Here is a 24469-nt window from a genome sequence, read left to right on the forward strand (position 1 = left end):
ATTATCCGTTATAGCGCTGGAAGACGAGCGTTGCATTGGTGCCGCCGAAACCGAACGAGTTGGAAAGGACGGTGTCGATCTTGGCATTATCGATGCGGCTGCGGACGATCGGAACGCCGTCGAATTCCGGGTCGAGGTTTTCGATATGCGCGCTTTCGCCGATGAAGCCGTTCTGCATCATCAGCAGGCCGTAGATCGATTCCTGCACACCGGCAGCACCCAGCGAATGGCCGGTCAGCGACTTGGTGGACTGGATATGCGGGATCTTGTCCTTGAAGACTTCGCGGATCGCGCCGATTTCCTTCGAGTCACCCACCGGCGTCGAGGTGCCGTGGGTGTTGATGTAATCGACTTCGCCCTTCACGGTCGCAAGCGCCTGGCGCATGCAGCGGATCGCGCCTTCGCCAGACGGAGCGACCATGTCGTAACCGTCGGAGGTCGCGCCGTAGCCGGTGATTTCGGCATAGATCTTGGCGCCGCGGGCCTTGGCATGTTCCAGCTCTTCGAGCACGAGAACGCCCGCGCCACCGGCGATGACGAAACCGTCGCGGTCGACGTCATAGGCGCGCGAGGCGACTTCCGGCTGGTTGTTGCGCTTCGACGACATGGCGCCCATGGCGTCGAACAGGTTCGACATGGTCCAGTCGAGATCTTCGTGGCCGCCAGCGAACATGATGTCCTGCTTGCCCCACTGGATCATTTCAGCGGCATTGCCGATGCAGTGCGCCGAGGTCGAGCAGGCCGACGAGATCGAGTAGTTGACGCCGTGGATCTTGAACCAGGTGGCAAGCGTCGCGGATGCCGTGGAAGACATGGCCTTCGGCACGGCGAACGGGCCGATGCGCTTCGGGCTGTTGTTCTTGATGGTGATGTCGGCCGCTTCGATCAGCGTGCGGGTGGAAGGACCGCCCGAACCCATGATGATACCGGCACGCTCGTTTTCAGCGTAGTCCTTTTCCTCAAGGCCGCTGTCGGCCAGCGCCTGCTTCATCGCGACGTGGTTCCACGATCCGCCCTGGGAGAGGAAGCGCATGGCGCGACGGTCTACCAGATCCGTCACGTCGATATTCGGCTTTCCCCAGACCTGGCACTTGAAGCCATGCTCCGCAAAGTCGGGAGAAAAGGAAATGCCGGACTTTGCCTGCCGCAGGGATTCGGTGACTTCGCCAGCGTCGTTACCGATCGAGGACACGATACCGAGGCCCGTGACAACTACCCGTCTCATCTCATCTACCTTTGTTGTTTCGTCAGTCGCCTATGTTGATCCATTACCGGATCTCAGGCGGTCTTTTCCTTGGACAGACCGACGCGCAGGTCGGATGCCTGATAAATGGTTTCGCCATCGGCCTTCAGCCAGCCGTCGGCAGTGCCGAGCACGAGGCGGCCCTTCATGACGCGCTTGAAGTCGATGCCGTATTCGAGAAGCTTGGTGGTCGGGCGGATCATGCCCTTGAATTTCACTTCGCCGGTCGAAAGCGCCATGCCGCGGCCTTCTTCGCCCAGCCAGCCGAGGAAGAAGCCGGTCAGCTGCCACATGCCGTCAAGGCCGAGGCAGCCCGGCATGATCGGGTTGCCCTCGAAATGGCAGGGGAAATACCAGTCGTCGGGTTTGACGTCGTATTCGGCGCGCAGATAGCCCTTGTCGAAGGCGCCGCCGGTTTCCGAAATTTCGGTGATACGGTGGACCATCAGCATGGGCGGCAGCGGCAGCTGCGCGTTACCGGGCCCGAAGAGTTCGCCATGGGCGCAGGCGATGAGTTCTTCGTAGCTGAAGCTGGACTGTCTGGTTGCCATCGAGTTTCCGTTTTCCCCTGTGGTCACAATTTCCGGCCGCAGCTTTAGAGCAAGACCGGATGAATTTGAAGTCTGCGATGTTCCCGGCGCCTTCGGCTGCCACCGCCAGGCTCAAGGCCCGGACTTGCGTTTCAAGGGCCCTGGAACATCATTTGTCACGTCCGCATATAGGAAGCGGGGCACGCAAACCAGAGGTATCAGCACAAATTCCGTCGATTTGAGAGGAGGCCGGCACCGCTCAACGTTAGAAATGGTTGAATCTATGCGCGCCAAAAGTTATATCGAAAACTCAAGATACTATCGCGACTTGTTGGAGCGTCGGGAACATATGGCAGAAGCCATGACGAACATTGAGGTGAAACTGCGCCATCACGGCCTGCGGCCCACGCGGCAAAGGGTCGCCTTGGGAGATCTTCTGTTCGCCAAGGGCGACCGTCACCTGACGGTCGAGGAGCTGCATGACGAAGCTGTGATCGCCGGCGTGCCGGTGTCGCTGGCAACCGTCTACAACACGCTGCACCAGTTCACCGAGGCAGGACTGATCCGTGTTCTTGCCGTCGAGGGTGCCAAGACCTATTTCGATACCAATACGTCGGATCACCATCACTTCTTCGTCGAAGGGCGCAACGAAGTGCTCGACGTGCCGGTCAACAATCTTCAGATCGGCAATATTCCCGAGCCGCCGGAAGGCATGGAAATCGCCCACGTGGATGTGATCATCCGCCTGCGCGAGAAGCGTTCCTAAGACTTTTTCCGTTTTTTCCTGACCGATTTCATCGCCTCTTCTGGGGGACGGCCCGGCCGTGGCATATACCGCGGCAGGGTCCAACCATAATGGATAGCGCCACCGCGCAGCGCAAAGGCGATCGCGACACCGACGCTGGCGCTGACGATCAGCGGTTGCCCCATCGCGTGCACTGCCGTGAAGGCGCCTGATCCTGCCAGTGCTGCTGTGATGTAGATCTCCGGCCTGAGAAGCACGGAGGGTTCATTGGCGAGAATATCGCGCAGGATGCCGCCGAGCGTCGCGGTCATGATGCCGGTGACGATGGCGATGGTGGGCGATCCCGTCGCTGCCATGCCCTTGGCCGCGCCGAGCACGCAATAGGCGGCAAGGCCGATCGCATCCAGCCAGATCAGCAGCCGATAGCGCCATTCCACCCGATGCGCGGTGAAATAGACGACGGCGCCGGTGATCACGCAGATGAGAATATAGCCTGGGTCTATCACCCAGAAGACCGGCCGGCCGAGAATGATGTCGCGCACCGTTCCTCCACCCATGCCCGTCACCGCGGCAAAGAACAGGAAGCCGATGAGATCGAGTTCCTTGCGGGAGGCGGCAAGCGCGCCGGTTGCGGCAAACACGGCGACGCCCGCATAGTCGAGGATCATCATGAGGGACATTTCATTCTCCAGCGTCGCGCAAGTGCTCGCCCTTAAGGATAGCCGCTGTCGCCCGCGCCCGTCATCCGTGGCCGGGCGCCATGAACAGATGATTTTGAACCAAGACGATGTGCCGATGGTGGGAAAGTTGAAGAAGCGACTGGTCACGATAGTTCAAGCGATCGCCCTGTCGGTCACGCTCCTTGCGGTGCCGACCATGGCTGCCGCCCAGCAGGAACTGGTCAGCGATCCGGAAATCTTCGAGAAGACGCATTTCAACGAGACCTGCAAGACGGTCGAATACGGTCCCGATTTCGTCAAGCGCTTCGACATCAACAATGACGGGATTATCGATGCGGTCATCAATCATGGCGAACTGACCTGCGACGGTGTGCGCGGCCCGAAATGCTCGGCTGACGGCTGCCCGAACAATTTCTACGTTCAGGTGAAGGAAGGCGGCTACATCATGATCGCCACCGCCCAGGTCTATGGCTACGACTTCGTCCAGTATTTCGGCAACATGGTCTTCATGTTCAAAATGCATCCGCGCTTCTGCGAGCGCACCGATGCAAAACCCTGCGAGATGCGCGTGCGCGCCCGCGGCGTGCGCTTCGTCACCATCTCGAAGAAATAGCCTCCAGGTTTAGAAACCGTCGATCCGCCCTGCGATCCGGTAGCCGATCAGCGCCATCCATTCCCTCACGGCGGTCGCCGTCAGTTGGGCATTGAGCGACGGCTGGGTGAAGTCGAGGCCGAGCGTGACCTTGCCGCTGGTGCGGAAATCGACCGGCCAGGGCGTGACGGATATGCCGGCCTTTTTGAACAGCGCGACCGAGCGTGGCATGTGGAAGGCCGAGGTGATCAGCGCGCAGTTATTGAGGCCGGCCGCCTCCAGCAATTGGGTGGTGTTGACCGTGTTCTCGAAGGTGGTGCGCGATGTATTGTCCTTCACCATGCGGTAAGAGGGCACACCGAAGGCGGTGAAGAAGCGTTCGGAAGCCTGCGCCTCACCCTCATAGACGCCGCTGAACGAGCCGTCGCCGCCCGAAATCAGGATGCGCGACTGCGGATATTTGAGCGCCAGCCTCAAGGCCTCGACAAACCGGTCGGCGGCCTGGTTGAACTCAATGCCGCCGCGCGCGGTGGTCACCTCACTCTCGAAGACGCCGCCGAGCACGATCATGCAGGAAAGTGCTTCCGGATCGGCCGGCTTCGCGGTGCGGTCCTCGAGGTGCTGCAGGGCAAGCGAGCCGATGGTCGTGTAAAGCGTCACGAACAGCACGAGCGCTGAGATGAGGGCAGAAAGATCGCCGAGCTTTCTGAAGCCCAAAAGGCCGAGAAGTGCCGCAAGTGCTGCGAACAGGAAGGCGATGGAAAGCGGCTGGGCGACCAGCCAGATCAGCTTGGAAATGAGGAACATGAACTGCCGCGCGATTGATTCTTGGCGGCAAGCTTACAGGGCGCGGCGCCGGGCGGAAACGATCGGCTGCTGAAAATGCAACTGCAGCGAACGCGGCAGGAGTGCGGTGACGAAGGCGAGCGCGAGCGTTGCGACCGAAACGATCCACAGTGCATGGCTGCCGGCATAATGGGTGAGGAAGGCGCCGGTGACGGCGCCGCCGGCCATGCCCGTCCATGGCACGCACTGGATCAGCCAACCGGTCGGGTTGCGGTCTCCGACCAGCCAGCGACCGATCCCGCGGCCAAAGCGGGACAGCGCTCCCGTTACATAGGTGAGGCCGATCGGCAGGCCTTCGATATGTTCGACTGTCGCGTTGATCATGCCCATGGACAGGACGACGAGATAGAATTGCAGCCTCAGCTGATCGGCCGGGACGATGGAGGCAAAGGCGAGCAGGATTGCCACGCCCGACAGAACGACGAAGGCACGACGGGCCGACAGCGTATGGGCAAGCACGATGCCGAGCGCGTTGCCGAGGATGAAGACCCAGAGCGCGAAGAACAGGATGAGCGCGTGGCCATAATCGCCATCGGCGAACGATAGCGCCGCGCGCGTCGTGTTGCCCGTCATGAAGGAAACGAAGTCGCCGGAGAGCAGCAGGCCCACCGCATCCGTCATGCCCGCAATGAAGGAAATGGCCGCAACCAGCGCCAGCCCGGTCGCGGTTCTGCGCCTGTGAATGATATGCCGACGTCTCTGCCGTGTCATGAAGCCCTCGCAGCCACCAATGCTGCCGGGGATTCTGCATCCGGCATTGATCCAGGACAATGCACGACTGCAAACATGCCGTCTGGCCGGATTTAACGGTCTTTCATCCAGTTGATCATGCCCCGTGCGGCGGCACGGCCGGTGGCGAAACAGGCGGTCAGCAGATAGCCGCCTGTCGGGGCCTCCCAGTCCAGCATCTCGCCGGCGGCAAAGAGGCCGGGTTTTGTCTTCAACATATAGCCTTGGTCGATTGCGTCCCAGGCGATGCCGCCGGCTGACGAGATAGCCTCGGCGATCGGGCGCGGACGCAGCAGCGGGATGGGCAGGGCCTTGATCAATGCCGCCAGTTGTTCCGGCGCCATGCGATTGGCATCCGGCGCGAGTTCGCGAATGAGCGCTGCCTTGACGCCGTCGATCCCGGCACCCTTGCGCAGCCGGTTGGAAAAGCTCGCCTTGGCATCCTGGCGGGAGAGGTCACGGACGAGACGCTCAACGCTTCGGCCGGGCATCAGGTCGACGACCAGTGCCGCTTGACCGGTGGCGGAAAGCCGGTCGCGCAGGGCGGCGGAATGGGCATAGACGAGACTGCCCTCGATCCCGTGTTTCGAGATCACGAACTCGCCCTGATGGCTGCCGGCGTCGGAGGTCGTCACGACCGACTTCAGCGGCGCGCCGGCGAAACGCTCGACGAAGACGTCGCTCCAGGCGACGTCAAAACCGCAATTGGCCGGGATCAGGGCGTTGACGTTGACGCCCTGATCCCGAAGCCACGGCACCCAGGCGGCATCCGAACCGAGCCGTGGCCAGCTTGCGCCGCCGAGCGCGAGGAGAGCGGCATCCGGCCGGACGGTGATTGCGCCGTCCGGCGTTTCAAAGCGATATCCATTGTCATCGAAGCCGATCCAGCGGTGCCGGGTCTTGAGCGTCACACTTTGGGCTTCAAGCCGCTTCAGCCAGGCACGCAACAGCGGTGATGCCTTCATCGCGGTCGGGAAGACACGGCCGGACGTGCCGGTGAATGTTTCAGTGCCGAGGTCGGCTGCCCATTGGCGCACGTCTTCCGGCGTGAAGGCATCGAGCGCCGGCCGCAATCGCGATGAGGCCATGCCGAAGCGTTCGGCAAAGCGTGAAAACTCTTCCGAATGGGTGATGTTCAGCCCGGATTTTCCGGCAAGCAGAAATTTGCGCGCGAAGGTCGGCATCGCGTCGTAGACGGTCGCGGCATGACCTGCGGCGGAAAGTACCTCCGCCGCCATCAGTCCCGCCGGCCCGCCGCCGATGATCGCAACCTGTTTCGTCATGATCTCCGGTTAAGGCAGATCACTCCTCTTTTCCATAGCCTCCGGCCGTCGGTGTGACGACGGTCACCGCTTCGCCCGCGTGGATGACGGTCTGATCGCAGCCTTTGAGTTCTTCGATGGTGCCGTCGACTCGGCGCACGGTGGTGAGGCCGAGCTGGCCTTCCTCGCCGCCGTCGAGCCCGTGAGGCTTGATCGTCCGGTGCGACGAGAGGATGGCGCAATCCATCTTTTCGAGGAAACGGATCGTCCGCTTGGTGCCGTCTCCGGCCGAAAACGCGCCCTTGCCGCCGGAGTTCTCGCGGATGTGGAAATCTTCCAGCAGGACCGGATAGCGCGTTTCCAGGATTTCCGGGTCGGTGAGGCGCGAGTTCGTCATGTGGACATGCACCGCATCCGTGCCGGCAAAGCCGGTGCCGTCGTTGAACCGGCCGGCCGGTGAGCCGGAGCATAGCGTCTCGTAATACTGGTAGGTGGCATTGCCGAAGGTGAGATTGTTCATCGTGCCCTGGCTCGCCGCAATCGCGCCGAGCGCCCCGAACAGCGCATTGGTCACATGCTGTGACGTCTCGACATTGCCGGCAACAACTGCCGCCGGATATTGCGGCTTCAGCATCGAGCCCTCCGGCACGATGATCTTGATCGGCTTGAGGCAGCCGGCATTCATCGGGATGGAGCTTTCCACCATGACGCGGAAGACATAAAGCACGGCGGCACGGGTGACCGGTTCGGGAGCGTTGAAATTGTTCTTTTTCTGCTCGCTGGTGCCGGTGAAATCGACGGTCGCCTCGCGTTTCTGCTTGTCGACGGTGATCTTCACCTTGATCGTACTGCCTTGGTCTGTCGTGTAGGCGAATTCCGCGTCGTTCAGCTTTTCCAGCACGCGGCGGACGCTTTCCTCCGCATTGTCCTGCACATGGCCCATATAGGCTTGCACGACGTCTAGGCCGAACTGGCCGATCATCTTGCGCATCTCGTGCACGCCCTTTTCGTTGGCGGCAATCTGGGCGCGAAGGTCGGCGACGTTCTGGGCGACGTTACGGGCAGGGTAGGGATGGTCGGAGAGCAGGTTCGTGATGCCCGCCTCGTCGAACCGGCCACGATCGACCAGCAGCACGTTGTCGAACAGCACGCCTTCCTCGTTCACCGTGGTGGCCAGCGGCGTCATGGAACCGGGCGCGGTGCCGCCGACATCGGCATGGTGGCCGCGCGAGGCGACGTAGAACAAAATGTTCTTGCCCGCGTCATCGAAAACGGGCGTGACGACCGTGATATCCGGCAGATGCGTGCCGCCATTATAGGGAGCGTTGAGGGCGAACACGTCGCCGGGGCGGATCTTGCCCTTGTTCTGCGCAATCACGCTTTCCACCGAACGGTCCATCGAGCCGAGATGCACTGGCATATGCGGGGCATTGGCAACGAGGGCGCCGTTTTCGTCGAACACGGCGCAGGAGAAGTCGAGGCGTTCCTTGATGTTCACCGAGGAGGCGGTGTTCTGCAGCGTCACGCCCATCTGTTCGGCGATCGACATGAACAGGTTGTTGAACACTTCCAGCAGAACCGGATCGGCCTGCGTGCCGACGGCCCTGGCGCGGGAAGGCTCGGCGACGCGCTTCAGGACGACATGGTTCAGCCTGGTGATCTCGAAGGCCCAGCCGTCTTCGACCACGATCGTCTGGTGCGGCTCGACGATCAGGCAGGGACCGTTGGCGCGTGCACCGGGTGCGATATCGGAACGACGATAGATCGGTGCCTCTCGCCATGCGCCGCCGGAGAAGAATTTCGAGCTTTCCGCCGACTTCGGAGCGGCGGCATCGAGCGCAAATTCGGGTTCTGACGAATCCGCGCCGCCGCCGATGGCTTCGACCTCATAGGCCTCGAAGATGATCTCGCGGTTTTCGAAGATGAAGCCGAACTGCTTCTTGTGTGCCGTCTCGAAGGCGGCGGTCATCTCGGCCGCATCGGTCACGGTTACGGACAAAGTCGTATCCGTGCCCTGATAGCGTAGATGCGCACGATGCAGGACTTCCGTATCCGCCTCCGCCACGCCCTGGCTCCTCATTTCGCCAAGCACAGCCGCCGTCAGTTCGTCGCGGATCGGGCCGAGCGAGGAGAGTGCGGCTGCAAGACCTTCCGAGACCGTGCGCTGCCGGGTGGCGCGGATATCGGCGAGGCCCATGCCATAGGCCGACAGAATGCCGGAAAAGGGATGGATGAGTACGGTCGAGATGCCGAGCGCATCGGCGGTGAGGCAGGCATGCTGGCCGCCTGCACCGCCGAAGCAGGTGAGCGCGTAATGGGTGACGTCATAGCCGCGCTGGACGCTGATCTTCTTCACCGCATTGGCCATGTTTTCGACCGCAATCGCAAGAAAGCCGTCGGCCACCTGTTCCGGCGTACGGCCGTCGCCGACCACCTTTGCCATGTCCTCGAAGGCCGCGCGCACCGCATCCGCATCGAGCGGCTGGTCACGGTTCGGGCCAAAAATCTTCGGGAAAAGGTCGGGCGACAGCTTGCCGAGCATGACATTGGCGTCGGTCACGGTCAGCGGCCCGCCGCGGCGATAGGCCTTGGGGCCTGGATTGGCGCCGGCGGAATCCGGCCCGGCGCGAAAGCGGCCGTTCTCGAAATGCAGGATCGAGCCGCCGCCGGCCGCCACCGTGTGGATCGACATCATCGGCGCGCGCATCCTGACGCCGGCAACTTCGGTTTCGAAGGAACGCTCAAGCTCGCCATCATAGTGGGAGACGTCGGTGGAGGTGCCGCCCATGTCGAAACCGACCATCTTGTCGAAACCGGCAAGCCGCGAGGTTTCGACCGCGCCGACCACGCCACCGGCAGGACCGGAGAGGATCGCATCCTTGCCCTGGAACAGTCTTGCTGCGGTAAGTCCGCCAGAGGATTGCATGAACATCAGCTGCGGGCCGTCATCGCCGGTGCCGTTGGCATCCGCGCCGAGCTCTTCCGCCACCTGCTCCACGTAGCGGCGCAGAATCGGCGAGAGATAGGCGTCGACCACGGTCGTGTCGCCCCGGCCGACCAGTTTGATCAGCGGCGAAACCTCGTGGCTGACGGAGATCTGGGTGAAACCGATCTCGCGGGCGATCCCGGCGGCGAGCTCTTCGTGAGCCGGGTAACGATAGGCGTGCATGAAGACGATGGCGATGGCGCGATAACCGGCGTCGAACTGGGCCTGCAGATCAGTGCGGACGGTCGCTTCATCCGGTGCCTCCTCGACCTCGCCATCGGCGCGGACGCGCTCGTCCACCTCGACCACGACGCTGTAGAGCAGTTCCGGCTTGATGATCCTCTTGGCAAAGATGTCGGCGCGGGCCTGGTAGCCGATCGCCAGCGCATCGCGGAAGCCACGGGTGGTGACGAGCAAAGTCTTTTCGCCCTTGCGCTCGAGCAGCGCATTGGTGGCAACTGTCGTGCCCATCTTCACCGCGCCAATCAGGCCCGACGGGATCGGTTCGCCCGCGGCACAACCCAAGAGCTCACGAATGCCCTGCACCGCAGCATCGCGATAGGCTTCGGGATTTTCCGACAGGACCTTGTGGGCGACCAGCGTTCCGTCCGGCTTGCGGCCGACGATATCGGTAAACGTGCCGCCACGATCAATCCAGAAATCCCACTTCGCGCCAGTCACCGCCTGTGTGTCGCCAGCCATTTTGCGCCCCTCTCAAAGCTCGTTTTGGCCTAACGAAAACAGTTCGTCGATAAAACGTCAATGATTGATTGACAGGAAAATGCTCAATGCTGCATCATGCCTATCGAACGGGCAAGGCGGCCGAAAGAGCCGCGTCCGCAACGGCAACCGAGGGGAAGCCACATGAGCGATTTCCGCATTTTTGAGCGGAGGGCATGCCATGTCCACCGCTGATCCACGCCATAGCATTTTTCCCGAACCCCTGCGCAAAATGCTGGATGGTCTCTATCTCGGCGCCAGCTATCTTGGCGGCGTATTTCTCGTCGCAATCTTCGTCCTCATGCTCTCGCTTTCGGCCGGCCGTCCGCTGGGCATCGATATTCCGGCGGGCGACGATTTCACCGCCTGGTGCATGGCCGCCTGCGCCTTCCTGGCGCTTGCCCATACGTTCCGCTCGGCAGAACTCATCCGCATGGGCCTCGTCATCGACCGCATCAGCGGCAAGCCACGGCATGTGATCGAGATCGTCTGCACGCTGATCGGCACGCTGGCGGTGCTCTATTTCGCCTGGTACGCGGTCGACATGACCTGGATGTCCTGGGTCTTCAACGATGTTTCGCAGGGCGTCATCGCCGTGCCGCTCTGGATCCCGCAGCTCGGCATGTCGGTCGGCCTCGTCGTCCTTGCCATCGCCTTCGTCGACGAGCTGCTGCACGTCATCTTCGGCGGTAGCCCGCGCTATGAGAAGCCTGCCGCCAAGACGGACGAGGAAATCATCGAGCGCGTCATGGAAAGCGGGGTGTGACGATGGATGCCAGCTATCTCGTCGAAATATCCGGTCTCATTCTCGGCGCCATGCTGCTGCTGCTCATCGGCGGTGTCTGGATCGGCCTGGCGCTGCTGATCTGCGGCTTCATCGCCATGCAGTTCGCCCCTGCCGGCATTCAGCTCGGGGCGGCGCTTGCCACCAATGCCTGGAGCGGTTCCGCCTCCTGGAGCCTTGCCGCCCTGCCGCTCTTCATCTGGATGGGCGAAATTCTCTATCGCACAAGGTTGTCGGACGAAATGTTCCGCGGTCTGTCGCCCTGGCTGAACTGGGTGCCGGGCCGGCTCGTTCATGTCAACGTTCTCGGTTGCGGCCTGTTCGGCGCCGTGTCGGGCTCGTCTGCCGCGACGACGGCGATGGTCGCCAAGATCACCCTGCCGGAACTGAAGAAGCGCGGCTATAACGAGAAGATCGCCCTCGGTTCGCTGGCCGGTGCAGGCACGCTCGGCTTCCTCGTGCCGCCGTCGATCCCGATGATCGTTTATGCGGTAGCGGCCAATGTCTCGATCATCCAGATGTTCATGGCTGGTCTCGTGCCCGCCGTCATCGTCATGGCACTTTACATGGGCGCCATCATCGTCTGGCATCTTGCCAATCCCGACCAGAGCCCGGCGCCGGAGCCGAAAATGCCGCTCAGTGAAAAGCTGAAGCAGACGCTGAACCTCATTCCACTTGCGGCACTGATCCTGACAGTCTTCGGTGCCTTGATGCTGGGCTGGGCAACGGCGACGGAATGCGCCGCCTGGGGCGTGCTCGGCGCGCTGGTCATCGCGTTTTTCCAGAAGGCGCTCACCTGGAAGAGCTTTGTGGAAAGCGTCATGGGTGCCACGCGCATGACCTCGATGATCATGCTGATCCTTGTCGGTGCCGGCTACATGTCGATCGCCATGGGCTATACCGGCATCCCGAATGCGCTCGCCACCTGGGTCGACAGCTTCCAGCTCAGCCCCTTCGCGCTGATTGCCGTCTTGACGCTGATGTATGTCCTGCTCGGCTGCGCCATCGATGGCCTGTCGATGATCGTGCTGACGACCGTCGTCGTGCTGCCGATGATCCAGCAGGCCGGCTTCGACCTCGTCTGGTTCGGCATCTTCCTGGTGCTGATGGTGGAGATGGCGCAGATCACCCCGCCGGTCGGTTTTAACCTCTTCGTCCTGCAGACGATGAGCGGACGCGATAGCCTGACAGTTGCGAAAGCCGCGCTGCCCTTCTTCTTCCTGCTTCTGGCGACGGTCGCCATCCTCACGATTTTCCCGGAAATCGTGCTGGTCCTGCCACGAATGGTTTATCCGGGATAAAGCTCAAAAAGGGGAATGAAAACATGACCATGCATTTCAAGACGCTGAAAAGCCTCAGCCTCACCGCTGCGGCCTTCATCGCCGGCGCGGGTGCGGCGCTGGCGCAGACCGCCTGGGTCCTGCCATCCGCCTATCCACCGGCAAACTATCATGTCGAAAACTTGAACCAATTCGCCAAGGACGTCGATACCGCGACCAGCGGTGCGCTGAAGATCACCGTCCACCCGAATGCCTCGCTGTTCAAGGCGCCGGAAATCAAGCGCGCGGTCCAGACAGGCCAGGCGCAGGCCGGCGAAGTGCTCCTGTCGCTGCATGAGAACGAGAACCCGGTCTACGGCATTGACGTCGTGCCCTTCCTCGCGACCAGTTTCGAACAGTCAAAGAAGCTTTACGATGCTTCCAAGCCGGCAATCGAACAGGCGCTCGACAAACAGGGCCTGAAGCTTCTCTACACCACGCCCTGGCCGCCGCAGGGTGTCTATACCAAGAAGGACATCAACAGCGTCGCCGACCTGAAGGGCCTGAAGTGGCGCGCCTATAATGTCGGCACGTCGCGCATTGCCGAACTGGTTGGTGCCCAGCCGGTCACCGTCCAGGCAGCGGAACTGCCGCAGGCGCTTGCGACAGGCGTCGTCGACGGCCTGATGACCTCGTCGGCGACGGGCGTCGACAGCAAGATCTGGGAATCTTTGACCCACTATTACGACACCCAAGCCTGGATCCCGAAGAACGCCATCTTCGTCAACAAGGCGGCCTTCGCCGCGCTCGATCCAGCCGTCCAGAAGGCCGTGACGGATGCGGCCGCTGCCGCCGAAACCCGTGGCTGGGCGCTCGCTGCCGAAAAGACCAAGTCCTACATGGACACGCTGAAACAGAACGGCATGCAGGTTCTGGAACCCTCCGCAGAGCTGAAGAGCGGCCTGTCGGAAGTCGGTGCGAAGCTGACCGAAGACTGGTCGAAAAAGGCCGGTGCCGAAGGTCAGGCCATTCTCGACGCCTACAAGAAGTGATCGAAGGGCGCCGCGGCAATCCTGCCGCGGCGCTTCTCTTTGTGGGAGAGGCGCATGTCACAAGAGAACGAGCCCGTGGCGAAGGACAGTCTCGGCCCGATCGTGTCTTCCGAACATCTGGCGAGCGGCGCGCTGCCGGCGCTGTCGGAGATCGAATTCGGCCTCGTCATGCTCAACCACGCCTTCAGCCGCTGGATGGTTCGCTGCATGGCCGCCGCCGGCGTCCCGGATCTCTCGCCGGTCGACATTCTCGTGCTGCACAACATCAACAGCCGCAACAAGCCAAAGACGCTGGCCGATATCGCCCTCGTGCTGAATATCGAGGACACCCATGTCGTGACCTACGCACTGAAGAAGCTGGAGCGGCTGAAATTGATCAAGTCCGGCCGCCGCGGCAAGGAAAAGCTGGTCATGGTGACGGAAGCCGGTGCCGACGCGTGCGCCCGTTACAAGGCGACGCGCGAAAGCCTTCTGGTGAAGTCGGTGCTGTCGACCGAGGTCTCGACGGAAAGCCTGTCGCAGGTGGCGGCAAGGCTGCGGGCGCTTTCCGGCCATTACGACCAGGCAGCCCGCGCCGCGGCATCTCTATAGGCGGGGCTTCACGGATCGGCGTCGCCGCGTTAGAGCGGTATGGCATATATGCCCACACGAAGATCACGCCCGGAGACGCGATGACAGACCTGCAGGCAATCGTCGATGAAATCCATTCTAAGCTGCAGGGGCGGCTGGGCGAAGGCAAGGTGGCGGATTACATTCCCCAGCTCGCCTATGTCGATCCTAAAAGCTTCGGCATGGCGGTGGTGACCGTCGACGGCCAGATACACAAGGCCGGCGACTGCGACGAGCCTTTCTCCATCCAGAGCATATCCAAGGTCTTCACCCTGACGCTGGCGCTCGGCAAGCATGGCGAAACGACGTGGAACCGCGTCGGCCGCGAGCCGTCGGGTTCGGCCTTCAACTCCATCGTCCAGCTGGAGCATGAGGAAGGCAAGCCGCGCAATCCCTTCATCAATGCCGGTGCGATCGCCGTCAGCGATCTGGTGCTGGCCGGCCATACGCCGGCGGAGGCGATCGGCGAAATTCTCCGCTTCGTCCGTTACCTCGCCGAGGACGAGACGATTGCGATCGATCCGTCCGTGGCGAAATCGGAAGAGGCGACGGGTTTCCGCAATTTCGCGCTCGCCAATTTCATGCGCTCCTTCGGCAAGATCACTCATCCGGTCGAGCATGTGCTCGGCGTCTATTTTCACCATTGCGCCATTGCCATGACCTGCACCCAGCTTGCGCGGTCGGGGCTTTTCCTCGCCGCGAACGGCCGCAATCCGATGACCGGCCACACGGTCGTCTCCAGCCAGCGGGCGCGGCGCATCAACGCGCTGATGCTGACCTGCGGCCATTATGACGGTTCGGGCGAATTCGCCTATCGCGTCGGCCTGCCGGGCAAGAGCGGTGTCGGTGGCGGCATCCTGGCCGTGGCGCCCGGCAAGGCCTCGATCGCCGTCTGGTCGCCCGGCCTCAATCACAATGGCAATTCGCTGATCGGCTCGCTGGCACTGGAAATGTTCGCGGACATGACCGGCTGGTCGGTGTTTGGGCATTAAGCTTCGCCCTTCGACCCAGGCGAATGCCCTGTTCGTCATGCTCGGGCTTGTCCCGAGCATCTGTCCACGTTTCGGTTTTGGAGGCGTGATTAGATCCTCGGCACAAGGCCGAGGATGACAGTGTGGTTGTTGCAGCAAAAAGCCCGGCCTCCATCTGGAGCGCCGGGCTTTTTTCGTCTTGGGAGGACGGGTTCTCAGTCTTCGCTGGCAGCCATCTGCGTCAGCACGTCGCCGCGGCCGCGCAGGCGAAGCACGAGCGGCAGGATCAGCGCGATGGCCGCGATGATCAGCAGAACGGCCGCGATCGGCGAGGTGAACAGCACCGTCACGTCGCCCTGGCTGATCGACAGCGCGCGGCGCAGCTGCTGCTCGGCGAGCGGGCCGAGGATCAGGCCGACGATCACGGGCGCGATCGGATAGTCGAACACGCGCATGACATAGGCGATCAGACCGAAGACGAGCAGCATGCCGAGCTCGAAGACCGACGGGTTGGCGCCGATCGTGCCGAGCGTCGCAAACACGAGAATGCCGGCATAGAGCCACGGCTTCGGGATGGCGAGCAGCTTCACCCAAAGGCCGATCATCGGCAGGTTCAGGACCAGCAGCATCAGGTTGGCGATCAAGAGCGAGGCGATGAGGCCCCAGACGAGCTGCGGATTGGTCGCAAACAGCAGCGGGCCAGGCTGCAGGCCGTATTGCTGGAAGCCGGCGAGCATGATCGCGGCCGTCGCAGACGTCGGCAGGCCGAGTGTCAGGAGCGGCACCAACGTGCCGGCAGCGGACGCATTGTTGGCGGCTTCCGGTCCGGCGACGCCTTCGATCGCGCCATTGCCGAATTCTTCCGGATGCTTCGACAGCTTCTTTTCCGTTGCGTAGGACAGGAAGGTGCCGATTTCTGCACCACCGGCAGGCATGGCGCCGATCGGGAAGCCGATCACGGTGCCGCGCAGCCACGCCTTCCACGAGCGACCCCAGTCCTGCGCCGTCATCCAGACCGAACCCTTGATGGCTTCGATCTTGTCAGGCGCCTGGGCGCCCTGGGCGGCGATATAAAGCGTCTCACCGATCGCGAACATGGCGACCGCCATAGTCGTCACCTCGATGCCGTCGAGCAGGTCGGGAACGCCGAAGGAGAGGCGGTTCTGGCCGGTCAGCTGGTCGATGCCGACGAGCGACAGCGAGAGACCGATGAACAGCGAGGTGAGACCGCGCAGCGTCGAGTTGCCGAAGGCGGACGACACGGTGACGAAGGCGAGCACCATCAGCGCAAAATATTCGCGCGGGCCGAAGACAAGCGCCAGCTTGACGATATAGGGCGCGACGAAGGCGAGCGCGAGCGTCGCGATCAGGCCGGCGACGAAAGAGCCGATGGCGGCCGTCGCAAGTGCCGGACCGCCGCGGCCGGCGCGGGCCATCTTGTTGCCCTCGAGCGCGGTGACGATCGAGGCGCTTTCGCCGGGTGTGTTGAGAAGGATCGACGTGGTCGAACCGCCATACATGCCGCCGTAATAGATGCCGGCGAACATGATCAGCGAGCCGGTCGCGTCGAGCTGGTAGGTGACCGGCAGCAGGAGCGCCACGGTGGTCGCCGGGCCGATGCCGGGAAGGACGCCGACCATGGTGCCGAGCGTCACGCCGATCAGCGCGTAGAGCAGGTTCATCGGCTCTGCGGCAGAGACCAGGCCCTGGAGGAGGAATTCGAATGTGCTCATGGTGTTACTCCCTGTTCCCGTCAAAGGAACAGGTTTTCAATCGGGCCGGCGGGAAGCGAGAGCTGCAGAACGATCGCAAAGAGCCACCAGATGGCAAAACAGATGACGATTCCGACCGGAATGCTCATCCACAGCTTGCGGGCGCCGAAGCCCCGGGCCGCGAGAGCGAACATAAGGCCGGTGGCAATGGAGAAGCCGGCGTAGCGGATCAGGATCATCTGGGCGAGAAGACCGGCGACGACCCAAAGGACCGGGCTGACTTCCTGGCGCTCGCGCTCGGGAAAGTCCCGGCGAAAGGCGGCGAAGACGGTCCAGATGGCAAGGCCGATGAGGCCGAAGGCGATCCAGTAGGGGACCGAGGCCGGACCCACCGGCGAATAGCCGGTCGTGCTCGTCAGGCGGGATACGTCGACGAAGATGACGGCGGCAACGGCGATAAGAACGGCGGCAATGACAAGCGCCGCCCAATCAGGGCGGCGCTCTTTGCTGGTCTTGTTGGTCTCGAGGCTCATTTAACCAGTCCGATTTCTTTCAGGATCGTCTCGGTGGAGGCGATGTCCTTAGCAAGCTGCTCATCGAAGGCAGCGCCGGAAAGATAGGTGTCCATCCAGCCCTTGGTCTTCAGGTTTTCCTGCCAGGTTTCGGACTTCACCAGCTTTTCGATGTCAGCGGTGATGGCCTGCTTCTGCTCGTCGGTGATGCCGGGAGCGGCAGCAACCATGCGCCAGTTCTGCAGCACGACGTCGAGGCCGGATTCCTTGAGCGTCGGGGCGTCGATGCCTTCGACCTTTTCTTCCGACGAGATCGCGAGCAGGCGCAGAGAACCCGCCTTGATCTGGCTTTCGAACTCGCCGTAGGACGAGATGCCGGCCGTCACCTGGCTGCCGAGGATTGCTGCCAGTGCTTCGCCGCCGCCGGAGAAGGCGATGTAGTTGATCTTGGTCGGATCGACGCCGGCAGCCTTGGCGATCAGGCCTGCGCCGATATGGTCGGTGCCGCCGGCCGAGCCGCCGCCCCAGGAGACCGAACCCGGATCAGCCTTGAGCTTTTCGACGAGGTCGCCGATCGACTGGATGTCGGAAGAGGCCGGAACGACGACGACTTCGTATTCGCCGGTGAGGCGCGCGATCGGCGTGACGTCCTTCAGGGTGACGGGCGACTTGTTGGTGAGGATCGCGCCGACCATGACGTAACCACCGACGAGCAGTGCGTTCGCATTGCCCTTCTGCTGGCTGGCGAACTGGGCAATACCGATCGTGCCGCCGGCGCCCGGTACGTTCATCACCTGCACGCGGTTGGAGATCTTCTCCTTCTGCATGACGGTCTGCATCGTGCGGGCGGTCTGGTCCCAGCCGCCGCCCGGTGCTGCCGGGGCGATGATCGAATAGTCGGCCGCAGCCGCCGGAAGGGCGATTGCACCCGCGAGGAAGGAAGCGAGCAGGAAATGTTTCAAGGGTATATCCTCCGTTGACGTCCTTTGGACGAAAGTGTTGTGCGCAACGAAAGGATTAATGGCAGGCGCACTACGCCCGCAGACCTCCTCCCGTTTCCAGTCGATCCCGCCTCCGAACGGGTCTCGAATAGTTCTAAGCCAGCATATCAAGCTGACATCTACCTGACATTTCCCCTGCTCTTGCTGTTTGGCAAGGGTGTTTGCCACGAAATCGCCCGAATTCCTTACTGATGGCGCAACTCGTCATTCCATTTCGAGATCAGCCGCGCGCGCTTGACTTGGTCGAGATAGACCATCAGGCCGAGACTGACGGGGACGGGCTTCAATTGCCCGCCCAGCATTTCGCGCATCGTCGTCGCCGTATTGTTGCCGGCGACTTCGGGGCTGACAGCCGGGATCTGCAGCTCGCGCGCCATGATCGTCTGGCCCTCCTTCGACATGAAGAATTCCAGGTAGCGCTTGCCGAGATCCGCATTGCCGGCCGCCTGCGGCACGAGCCCGATGCGCGACATGACGACGGTATAGTCCTTCGGCAGAACGATGCCGACATTCGGGCTGCGCGAGGCCCAGTCCGCGGCATAGGAGCCGACGATATTGTAGCCGAGCAGGAAGCGGCCGTCGGCGACCCGTTCGAGAATGGCGCCGCTCGTCGAATAGAGTTTGACACCGGCCGCACCCATCGCCCTCACCACCGACCAGATATCGCCAAACTGTTCCTGGTCGCGCGACATGAACAGGAAGCCGACGCCGGAGCGTTCGATATCGTAAGTGCCGATCCGGCCGTGGACTTCCTCGGCATGGCTCTGCAGGAACTCGATGAACTCGGCCCGGGTCGAAGGCGGCGGCGCATTCTTGAAGCTCGGCTTGTTGTAGACGAAGACGGCGGGCTCGAAGGTGAGCGCATAGACGGTGTTGCGCCAGTTCGCCCATTCCGGCCAGCGCTCTCTCATCGGCAGGTCGCTGCGCTGGGCGTATCCGTCATTGGCAAGTTTCACCTGCAGGTCCATCGCCGAGGAGAAGGCGAAGTCGGCGGTCTTCTGTCCGGCGTCGGTCTCGCGCACGATCCGGTCGTAGATCTCGCCAGTCAGCATGTCTTCGTAGGAGACCGCGACATCCGGATTGGCGGCCTGGAAACCGGTTATCATCGGCTTCGCCAGAGGTTCGTCCAGCGACGAATAGACGGTGAGCACGGGTGCGTCCTTGTTGCCGGACAGAGCCGGAAACATCAGCACTTCCGCCGCGGCCGTGCCGGGCAGGGCGATAAGACAGAGACAGAGGATAGGAAAAATGCGCATCATGGTTGCCAAGAATGCCCGAGCGGGAAGCCTGCGGCAAGCTGCCGCACGCCGTTGCCGATCGGGCACAGGTCCGGGCGCTGATTTCACCCATCTTGTTTGCCGGTTTTTCCTGCCTACCTGAGGGCGGCTTTTCCCGCTCGCCAATGAGGTCAGATCCCCATGTCGCTTTCGCTCTATGACGTTTCCGTCCCCGCCTTCTTGCGTGGCTTTGCCAATCTCACCGATATCCTGAAAAAGGGCGAAGCCTTTGCCGACGAGAAAGGCCTTGCGCACAAGGAGCTTCTCGAATCCCGCCTGTTCGAAGACATGCTGCCGCTGACGGGCCAGATCCAGCGGGCGAGCGACAGCGCAAAATTCGTCGCGGTGCGCGTCGGCCAGGTGGAGAACTTGGCCATGGCCGACGAGGAGGTCACCTTTGCCGATCTGCATGCGCGCATCGACAAGACCTTCGCCTTTCTGAAATCCGTCGATCCGGCCAGCATGATCGGCCGGGAGGATGCCGAAGTCACGGTGAAGACCCGCTCGGGCGAAACGCGCTTCACAGCCACGGGCTATGTGCTGGGCTTCGCCATTCCCAACTTCTATTTCCACGTCTCGACGGCCTATGCGATCCTGCGCCACAAGGGCGTGCCGATCGGCAAGATGGATTATCTCGGCAAGCCGTGACCATCGGCTACGCGCGATCGTGACATCTGCGCCTCGCGACGATAATAATCCCCGCCAAAGCGGGGATTTTTCGTGCGCATACTTCTGGTCGAGGACAATCAGGCTCTGGCCGAGGGCCTGTCCGCCATTCTGAAAGGAAGCGGCTATGTCGTCGATCTCGTCGGAGACGGCGCATCCGCCGAGGCCGCGACCGCGGCACAGGGCTATGATCTCGTCATCCTCGACCTGAACCTGCCGGAAATGGACGGGCTTGATGTGCTGAGGGCAATGCGGGCGAGGCAGAACCGCTCGGCGGTGATGATCCTGACCGCGCGCGGCCTGCCCGAGGAGCGCGTGCGCGGTCTCGATCTCGGCGCCGACGACTACATGACGAAACCCTTCGATGTGCCGGAATTCGAGGCGCGTATCCGCGTACTTCTCCGCCGCCAGGCAAGCATGCGCAGCTCGGTCGTCAGCCATGGCGGCGTCACCTTCGATCTCACCTCGCGCAGCTTTTCCTGCAACGGCACGCCGCTGGATATTCCCGCCCGCGAAGTGGCGCTGCTGGAGCTGCTCTTCCTGCGCATGGGTAAGGTCGTGTCCAAGGATGCCATCGTCGCCTCCCTGACGGGCTTCGACGACGACCTGTCGGCCAATGCGATCGAGCAATATGTGAGCCGGCTCAGAAAGCGGCTGATGCCCCATGGCCTGACGGTGAAGACGGCGCGGGGGATCGGTTATTATCTCGAAGCTGTGAGCGCCGCATCATGACGGCAGCGCTCCGAGGCGCCTATTCGCTCCGCCGCCGCCTGCTGGCATGGCTGCTCGTCTCCACCGCCGTCATCGGCGCCATCGCCATGGTCGACACCTGGGACGAGGCGATCGATACGGCGAACGAGGTGTCCGACCGGGTTCTGGCCGGCTCGGCGCTGGCGATCGCCGAGCGGGTCATCGTCTCGGAGGATGGATCGCTCGAGGTCGACATTCCCTATGTCGCGCTGGAAATGCTGACATCGGCCGCCCAGGATCGGGTTTTTTACCGGGTCGACGGACCGCCCGGCACCTTTATCACCGGCTATCAGTCGCTGCCGTCGATTGCCCGGCGTGAAGGCCAGGCAGCGGCCTTCGGCGATTCCACGTTTCGCGGCGAGCCGATCCGCGTCGCAGCACTGACGAGATCCGCCTCGACGGGCATCAATTCCGTCCCCTTTACCGTCACGGTCGCCGAAACGACGATTGCCCGCCAGCAGTTGACTCGCGCCATCCTGCTGCGTTCGGCGCTGCGCATCCTGTTCATGATCCTCGGCGCCGCCGTCATCGTCTGGGTGGCGGTGACGCTGTCGCTGCGACCGCTCTACCGGTTCAGCGAGGCGCTTGCCGAACGCAGTCCGGATGATCTTGCGCCGATCACCGAGCGGGTGCCGAGCGAGGTCCAGGGGCTGGTCGATACGGTCAATTCCTTCATGGTGCGGCTGGAAGGTGCGCTCGATGCCCTGCGCCATTTCACCGGCAATGCCGGCCATCAGTTGCGCACGCCGCTTGCCATCGTCCGCACCCATCTGGCGCTGGCCGGCCGGGCAACGGATCTCGCCGAGATACGGAAGGCGACGGAACGGGCCGACGAGGCGGTCGGCGGCGCCGAACACATCCTCGCGCAGCTCCTGCTGATGGCCCGCATCGATTCCGCCAGCCGATCCTCCACCATGCGCGAAGTCGATCTGGTCGATCTCGTCCGTAGCGTCACAGCGGATCATGTGCCCCCGGCTGCCGAGGCCGGCATCGATCTCGGCTTCGAGGGGAGGGCGAGGTGCGCGCCGTGGTAGAGCCGATCCTGATCGGCGAACTGGTGAAGAACCTTGTCTCCAATGCGCTCCTCTATGCCGGAAGCGGCGCCGAGGTGACGGTTCGTGTCAATGCGGAAGATGGCAATCCGGTCGCGGAGGTCGAGGACAACGGTCCCGGCATTCCGCCTGCACGTCGCGAGACGGTTCTCAAGCGCTTCGAGCGTGGTGAGCCAGGCGAGCGAGCGGGCACGGGTCTCGGATTGCCGATCGTCGAGGAGATCGCAAGACTGCATGGTGCAAGCCTTGTTCTCTCCGAGGGACGTGAAGGCAAAGGGCTGAAGGTCCGCGTCAGTTTTGCCGCGGCGTGATCAACCGCGGTAAACGCATTCTCCACCAATCCAGGTGCTTTGCGCCTCGACATTGCCGTTCAGCACGACGAAATCGGCATCGAAGCCGGGGGCAATCCTGCCTTTGGATTCCGAAACCTGCGCTGCTTCCGCCGAATAGAGCGAGGCCATGCGCAGGGCCTCCTCAAGCGGCAGGCCGAGTGTCTGGTGAACCAGCCGCACCGACGAGGCCATGTCGATATCGGCGCCTGCCAGCGTGCCGTCGGAAAGCGTCAGCTTGCCGTCGCGGCGCAGGATCTCGCGGCCGTTGAGGGTGAAGGATGTCATATCGGTGCCGATCGGCGACATCGCGTCGGTGACGAGAAAAATCCGCCCCGGCCCCCGCTTGGCGCGCAAGGCGGCCGCCATCGCAGCAGGATGCACATGGATGCCGTCGGCGATCAACCCGGCATTGAGCCCGCCGATATCGAGCGCAGCTCCGACGAGGCCTGGTTCGCGATGTCCGAGCGGGCTCATCGCATTGAAGAGATGGGTCACGGTACGGACGCCCGCCTGCGCATAAAGGCAGGCGATCTCGTAACTCGCTTCGGTATGGCCGAGGCTGACCGTGATGCCGGCCCGGGCAAGCGTCGCCACCTGTTCCGGCGATACGCTTTCCGGCGCGATCGTCACCATCAGCGCATCGAGTGCGGCACCGCAGGAGAGAATGAGATCGAGGTCGGCATCCTCCATCGGCCGGATCAGCGTCGGATCATGCGCGCCTTTACGGGCGATCGACAGATGCGGGCCTTCCAGATGCAGGCCGAGAAAGCCCGGAATGCCCCGGTTTTTCGCCTCTATCCCGGCCGCAACGGTGCGCGACGTGATCTCGAACGTATCGGTGATCAGCGTCGGCAGGAGCGCCGTCGTGCCGAACTTGGCATGGGCCGCGCAGATCGTCGCGAGCCCCTCGACCGTCGGTTCTTCGTTGAGCAGCACGCCGCCGCCGCCATTGACCTGCAGGTCGATGAAACCCGGCGCGATGATCTCGCCGCCCTCGATCCGCTCGATATCGGAGCCGAGCGAGGAGACCGGCTCGATGCTCGTGATCTTGCCGTTCTGGAGGACCACGGCGGAATCGTCATGCCATGTCGTGCCGTCAAAGATGCGATTGCCGATCAGTGCCTTTGCTTGCGTCATAGGGTTTCAGTGACCTTCTTCAGCGCTGCCGGCTGGTCTGGATTGAAACCCTTCGAGCGTGACCAGGCTTCGACGAAACCGTAGAACGGCACGATCAGCGCCAGCGCATCGGTGAGCGGATGGCCGGTCGCGACGAAGGGCAGCGAACGCGCGGTCTTGAGCCTGTCGGATGTCGCAAAGGCGAGCGCGCCCTTGCCTGCAAGGCTGTCGGCAATCTCGATGGCGGAAGCCTCCGCCGCATCGCGGGCCGCGAAGGTCAGCACCGGGAACCGCTTTTCCACCAGTGCGACCGGTCCATGCAGCACTTCGGCCGCCGAATAGGCTTCCGCGTGCATGTTGGAGGTTTCCTTGAATTTGAGTGCCGCCTCGCTGGCGATCGCCAGCGCCGGGCCACGCCCTAGCATGTAGAGAGATTCCGCCTCGCCGAGTTCGTCGGCAAATGCCCCCAGTCCAGTTCGACAGCCTTTTCCAGATGGCCGGGCAAGGCGCGAACAGCAGCCTTCAGCGCTTCGTCGCCAGCCCATTCGGAAAGCAGGGCCAAGCCCGCGACGATGGAATTGACGAAGGATTTTGTCGCCGCGACCGCGAGCTCCGGGCCGGCGCTGATATCGACGGCATGCAGCGAGGCCTCGGCGATCGGCGAGGGTAGCGTGTTGGTGAGCGCGATCGTCACCGCGCCGCCCTTGGTTGCCGCATCGGCCATGGCGACGATGTCGGGGCTCTTGCCCGATTGCGAAATCGCGATCGCCGCACCGCCGGCAAGCTGCAGCTTCGCGCCGTAGATGGAGGCGAGCGATGGCCCGAGCGATGCAACCGGCCGTCCGGCGGTCAGTTCGACGGCATATTTGATGAAGGTCGCGGCGTGGTCGGAAGAGCCGCGGGCGATGGTGACGAGGAAAGCCGGGTTCCTGTCGCGCAATGCCTGACCGGCCTCTGTGAGATCCGCAGCCGATCGGTCGAGCAGGCGCGCGACGGCTTCCGGTATCTCGTTGATCTCCTGGCGCATATGGGTCTGCATCGTG

The 24469-nt window shown here is 62.7% G+C and carries 21 protein-coding genes and 2 pseudogenes; 10 read left to right on the plus strand and 13 right to left on the minus strand.

Annotation, left to right across the window (positions count from 1 at the left end):
• Nucleotide 1: 1 nt before the first annotated feature.
• A complete protein-coding gene (gene fabB / locus N7E02_RS15900; RefSeq protein WP_286583132.1) occupies nt 2–1225 on the minus strand; it encodes a beta-ketoacyl-ACP synthase I in 1224 nt (407 codons plus the stop codon).
• Between the two features lie 53 nt (nt 1226–1278).
• Complete coding sequence (gene fabA, locus N7E02_RS15905; RefSeq protein ID WP_286583134.1) at nt 1279–1794, minus strand: 3-hydroxyacyl-[acyl-carrier-protein] dehydratase FabA; 516 nt, start codon at nt 1792–1794, stop codon at nt 1279–1281.
• Nucleotides 1795–2122: 328 nt separating this feature from the next.
• Here fabA and irrA point away from each other — a divergent pair, with 328 nt between their 5' ends.
• Nucleotides 2123–2539, plus strand: coding sequence for an iron response transcriptional regulator IrrA (gene irrA / locus N7E02_RS15910; protein ID WP_286583137.1), 417 nt, complete (start codon nt 2123–2125; stop codon nt 2537–2539).
• Here irrA and N7E02_RS15915 read toward each other — a convergent pair.
• Nucleotides 2536–3198 carry a trimeric intracellular cation channel family protein gene (locus tag N7E02_RS15915; RefSeq protein ID WP_286583138.1) on the minus strand — a complete coding sequence of 221 codons (663 nt, stop codon included), beginning with the start codon at nt 3196–3198 and terminating at the stop codon, nt 2536–2538. The two genes, irrA and N7E02_RS15915, sit on opposite strands and share 4 nt — an antisense overlap.
• Before the next feature lie 139 nt (nt 3199–3337).
• Here N7E02_RS15915 and N7E02_RS15920 point away from each other — a divergent pair, with 139 nt between their 5' ends.
• Nucleotides 3338–3811 carry a hypothetical protein gene (locus N7E02_RS15920; protein ID WP_286583863.1) on the plus strand — a complete coding sequence of 158 codons (474 nt, stop codon included), beginning with the start codon at nt 3338–3340 and terminating at the stop codon, nt 3809–3811.
• Nucleotides 3812–3820: 9 nt separating this feature from the next.
• On the opposite strand, the gene N7E02_RS15925 is transcribed toward N7E02_RS15920, so the two are convergent.
• From N7E02_RS15925 to N7E02_RS15940, 4 genes are all read right to left on the minus strand, one after another.
• Nucleotides 3821–4597 (minus strand): YdcF family protein, encoded by a 777-nt coding sequence (locus N7E02_RS15925; RefSeq protein ID WP_286583140.1) that lies wholly within the window; start codon nt 4595–4597, stop codon nt 3821–3823.
• Between the two features lie 33 nt (nt 4598–4630).
• Nucleotides 4631–5347: a YoaK family protein gene (locus N7E02_RS15930; protein WP_286583142.1), complete on the minus strand. Its 717-nt coding sequence runs from the start codon at nt 5345–5347 to the stop codon at nt 4631–4633.
• A gap of 92 nt (nt 5348–5439) precedes the next feature.
• Nucleotides 5440–6648, minus strand: coding sequence for a TIGR03862 family flavoprotein (locus N7E02_RS15935; protein ID WP_374730701.1), 1209 nt, complete (start codon nt 6646–6648; stop codon nt 5440–5442).
• A 19-nt stretch (nt 6649–6667) separates the two neighbouring features.
• A complete protein-coding gene (locus N7E02_RS15940) occupies nt 6668–10315 on the minus strand; it encodes a hydantoinase B/oxoprolinase family protein (RefSeq protein WP_286583144.1) in 3648 nt (1215 codons plus the stop codon).
• 199 nt (nt 10316–10514) lie between these two features.
• Here N7E02_RS15940 and N7E02_RS15945 point away from each other — a divergent pair, with 199 nt between their 5' ends.
• The 5 genes from N7E02_RS15945 (at nt 10515) to N7E02_RS15965 (ending at nt 15029) form a co-directional block, all read left to right on the plus strand.
• Nucleotides 10515–11099: a TRAP transporter small permease gene (locus N7E02_RS15945; RefSeq protein ID WP_286583146.1), complete on the plus strand. Its 585-nt coding sequence runs from the start codon at nt 10515–10517 to the stop codon at nt 11097–11099.
• A gap of 2 nt (nt 11100–11101) precedes the next feature.
• Nucleotides 11102–12418: a TRAP transporter large permease gene (locus N7E02_RS15950; RefSeq protein WP_286583866.1), complete on the plus strand. Its 1317-nt coding sequence runs from the start codon at nt 11102–11104 to the stop codon at nt 12416–12418.
• 23 nt (nt 12419–12441) lie between these two features.
• Nucleotides 12442–13428 carry a TRAP transporter substrate-binding protein gene (locus N7E02_RS15955; RefSeq protein WP_286583148.1) on the plus strand — a complete coding sequence of 329 codons (987 nt, stop codon included), beginning with the start codon at nt 12442–12444 and terminating at the stop codon, nt 13426–13428.
• Nucleotides 13429–13482: 54 nt separating this feature from the next.
• The gene (locus N7E02_RS15960; protein WP_286583150.1) at nt 13483–14019 is read left to right on the plus strand and encodes a winged helix DNA-binding protein; all 537 of its coding nucleotides are present in this window, start codon (nt 13483–13485) and stop codon (nt 14017–14019) included.
• Nucleotides 14020–14099: 80 nt separating this feature from the next.
• Nucleotides 14100–15029: a glutaminase gene (locus tag N7E02_RS15965; RefSeq protein WP_286583152.1), complete on the plus strand. Its 930-nt coding sequence runs from the start codon at nt 14100–14102 to the stop codon at nt 15027–15029.
• Between the two features lie 194 nt (nt 15030–15223).
• Here the strand turns inward: N7E02_RS15965 and N7E02_RS15970 are convergent, their stop codons facing one another.
• The 4 genes from N7E02_RS15970 to N7E02_RS15985 all read right to left on the minus strand — a co-directional run bounded on the left by N7E02_RS15970 (nt 15224) and on the right by N7E02_RS15985 (nt 19489).
• A complete protein-coding gene (locus N7E02_RS15970) occupies nt 15224–16741 on the minus strand; it encodes a tripartite tricarboxylate transporter permease (RefSeq protein WP_286583153.1) in 1518 nt (505 codons plus the stop codon).
• Between the two features lie 20 nt (nt 16742–16761).
• A complete protein-coding gene (locus tag N7E02_RS15975; protein ID WP_286583155.1) occupies nt 16762–17253 on the minus strand; it encodes a tripartite tricarboxylate transporter TctB family protein in 492 nt (163 codons plus the stop codon).
• Complete coding sequence (locus N7E02_RS15980; protein WP_286583157.1) at nt 17250–18194, minus strand: Bug family tripartite tricarboxylate transporter substrate binding protein; 945 nt, start codon at nt 18192–18194, stop codon at nt 17250–17252. Before N7E02_RS15980 ends, N7E02_RS15975 begins: the two co-directional genes overlap by 4 nt.
• 224 nt (nt 18195–18418) lie before the next feature.
• Nucleotides 18419–19489 carry an ABC transporter substrate-binding protein gene (locus tag N7E02_RS15985; protein WP_286583160.1) on the minus strand — a complete coding sequence of 357 codons (1071 nt, stop codon included), beginning with the start codon at nt 19487–19489 and terminating at the stop codon, nt 18419–18421.
• 162 nt (nt 19490–19651) lie between these two features.
• Between N7E02_RS15985 and N7E02_RS15990 the strand changes: the two genes are divergently transcribed.
• From N7E02_RS15990 to N7E02_RS16000, 3 genes and pseudogenes are all read left to right on the plus strand, one after another.
• Complete coding sequence (locus N7E02_RS15990; protein WP_286583162.1) at nt 19652–20158, plus strand: DUF1993 domain-containing protein; 507 nt, start codon at nt 19652–19654, stop codon at nt 20156–20158.
• 72 nt (nt 20159–20230) lie between these two features.
• Nucleotides 20231–20908 carry a response regulator transcription factor gene (locus tag N7E02_RS15995; protein ID WP_286583163.1) on the plus strand — a complete coding sequence of 226 codons (678 nt, stop codon included), beginning with the start codon at nt 20231–20233 and terminating at the stop codon, nt 20906–20908.
• Nucleotides 20905–22289: pseudogene (locus tag N7E02_RS16000) on the plus strand (sensor histidine kinase). The gene N7E02_RS15995 and the pseudogene N7E02_RS16000 overlap by 4 nt, the downstream one beginning before the upstream one ends.
• Here N7E02_RS16000 and nagA read toward each other — a convergent pair.
• Together nagA and N7E02_RS16010 are read right to left on the minus strand one after the other, a co-directional pair.
• The gene (gene nagA / locus N7E02_RS16005; protein WP_286583165.1) at nt 22290–23447 is read right to left on the minus strand and encodes an N-acetylglucosamine-6-phosphate deacetylase; all 1158 of its coding nucleotides are present in this window, start codon (nt 23445–23447) and stop codon (nt 22290–22292) included.
• Nucleotides 23444–24465 (minus strand): annotated as a pseudogene (locus N7E02_RS16010) (SIS domain-containing protein). Before N7E02_RS16010 ends, nagA begins: the two are co-directional and overlap by 4 nt.
• Between the last annotated feature and the right edge of the window lie 4 nt (nt 24466–24469).

This window comes from Terrirhizobium terrae (assembly GCF_030323265.1).
Lineage (GTDB): Bacteria > Pseudomonadota > Alphaproteobacteria > Rhizobiales > Rhizobiaceae > Neorhizobium.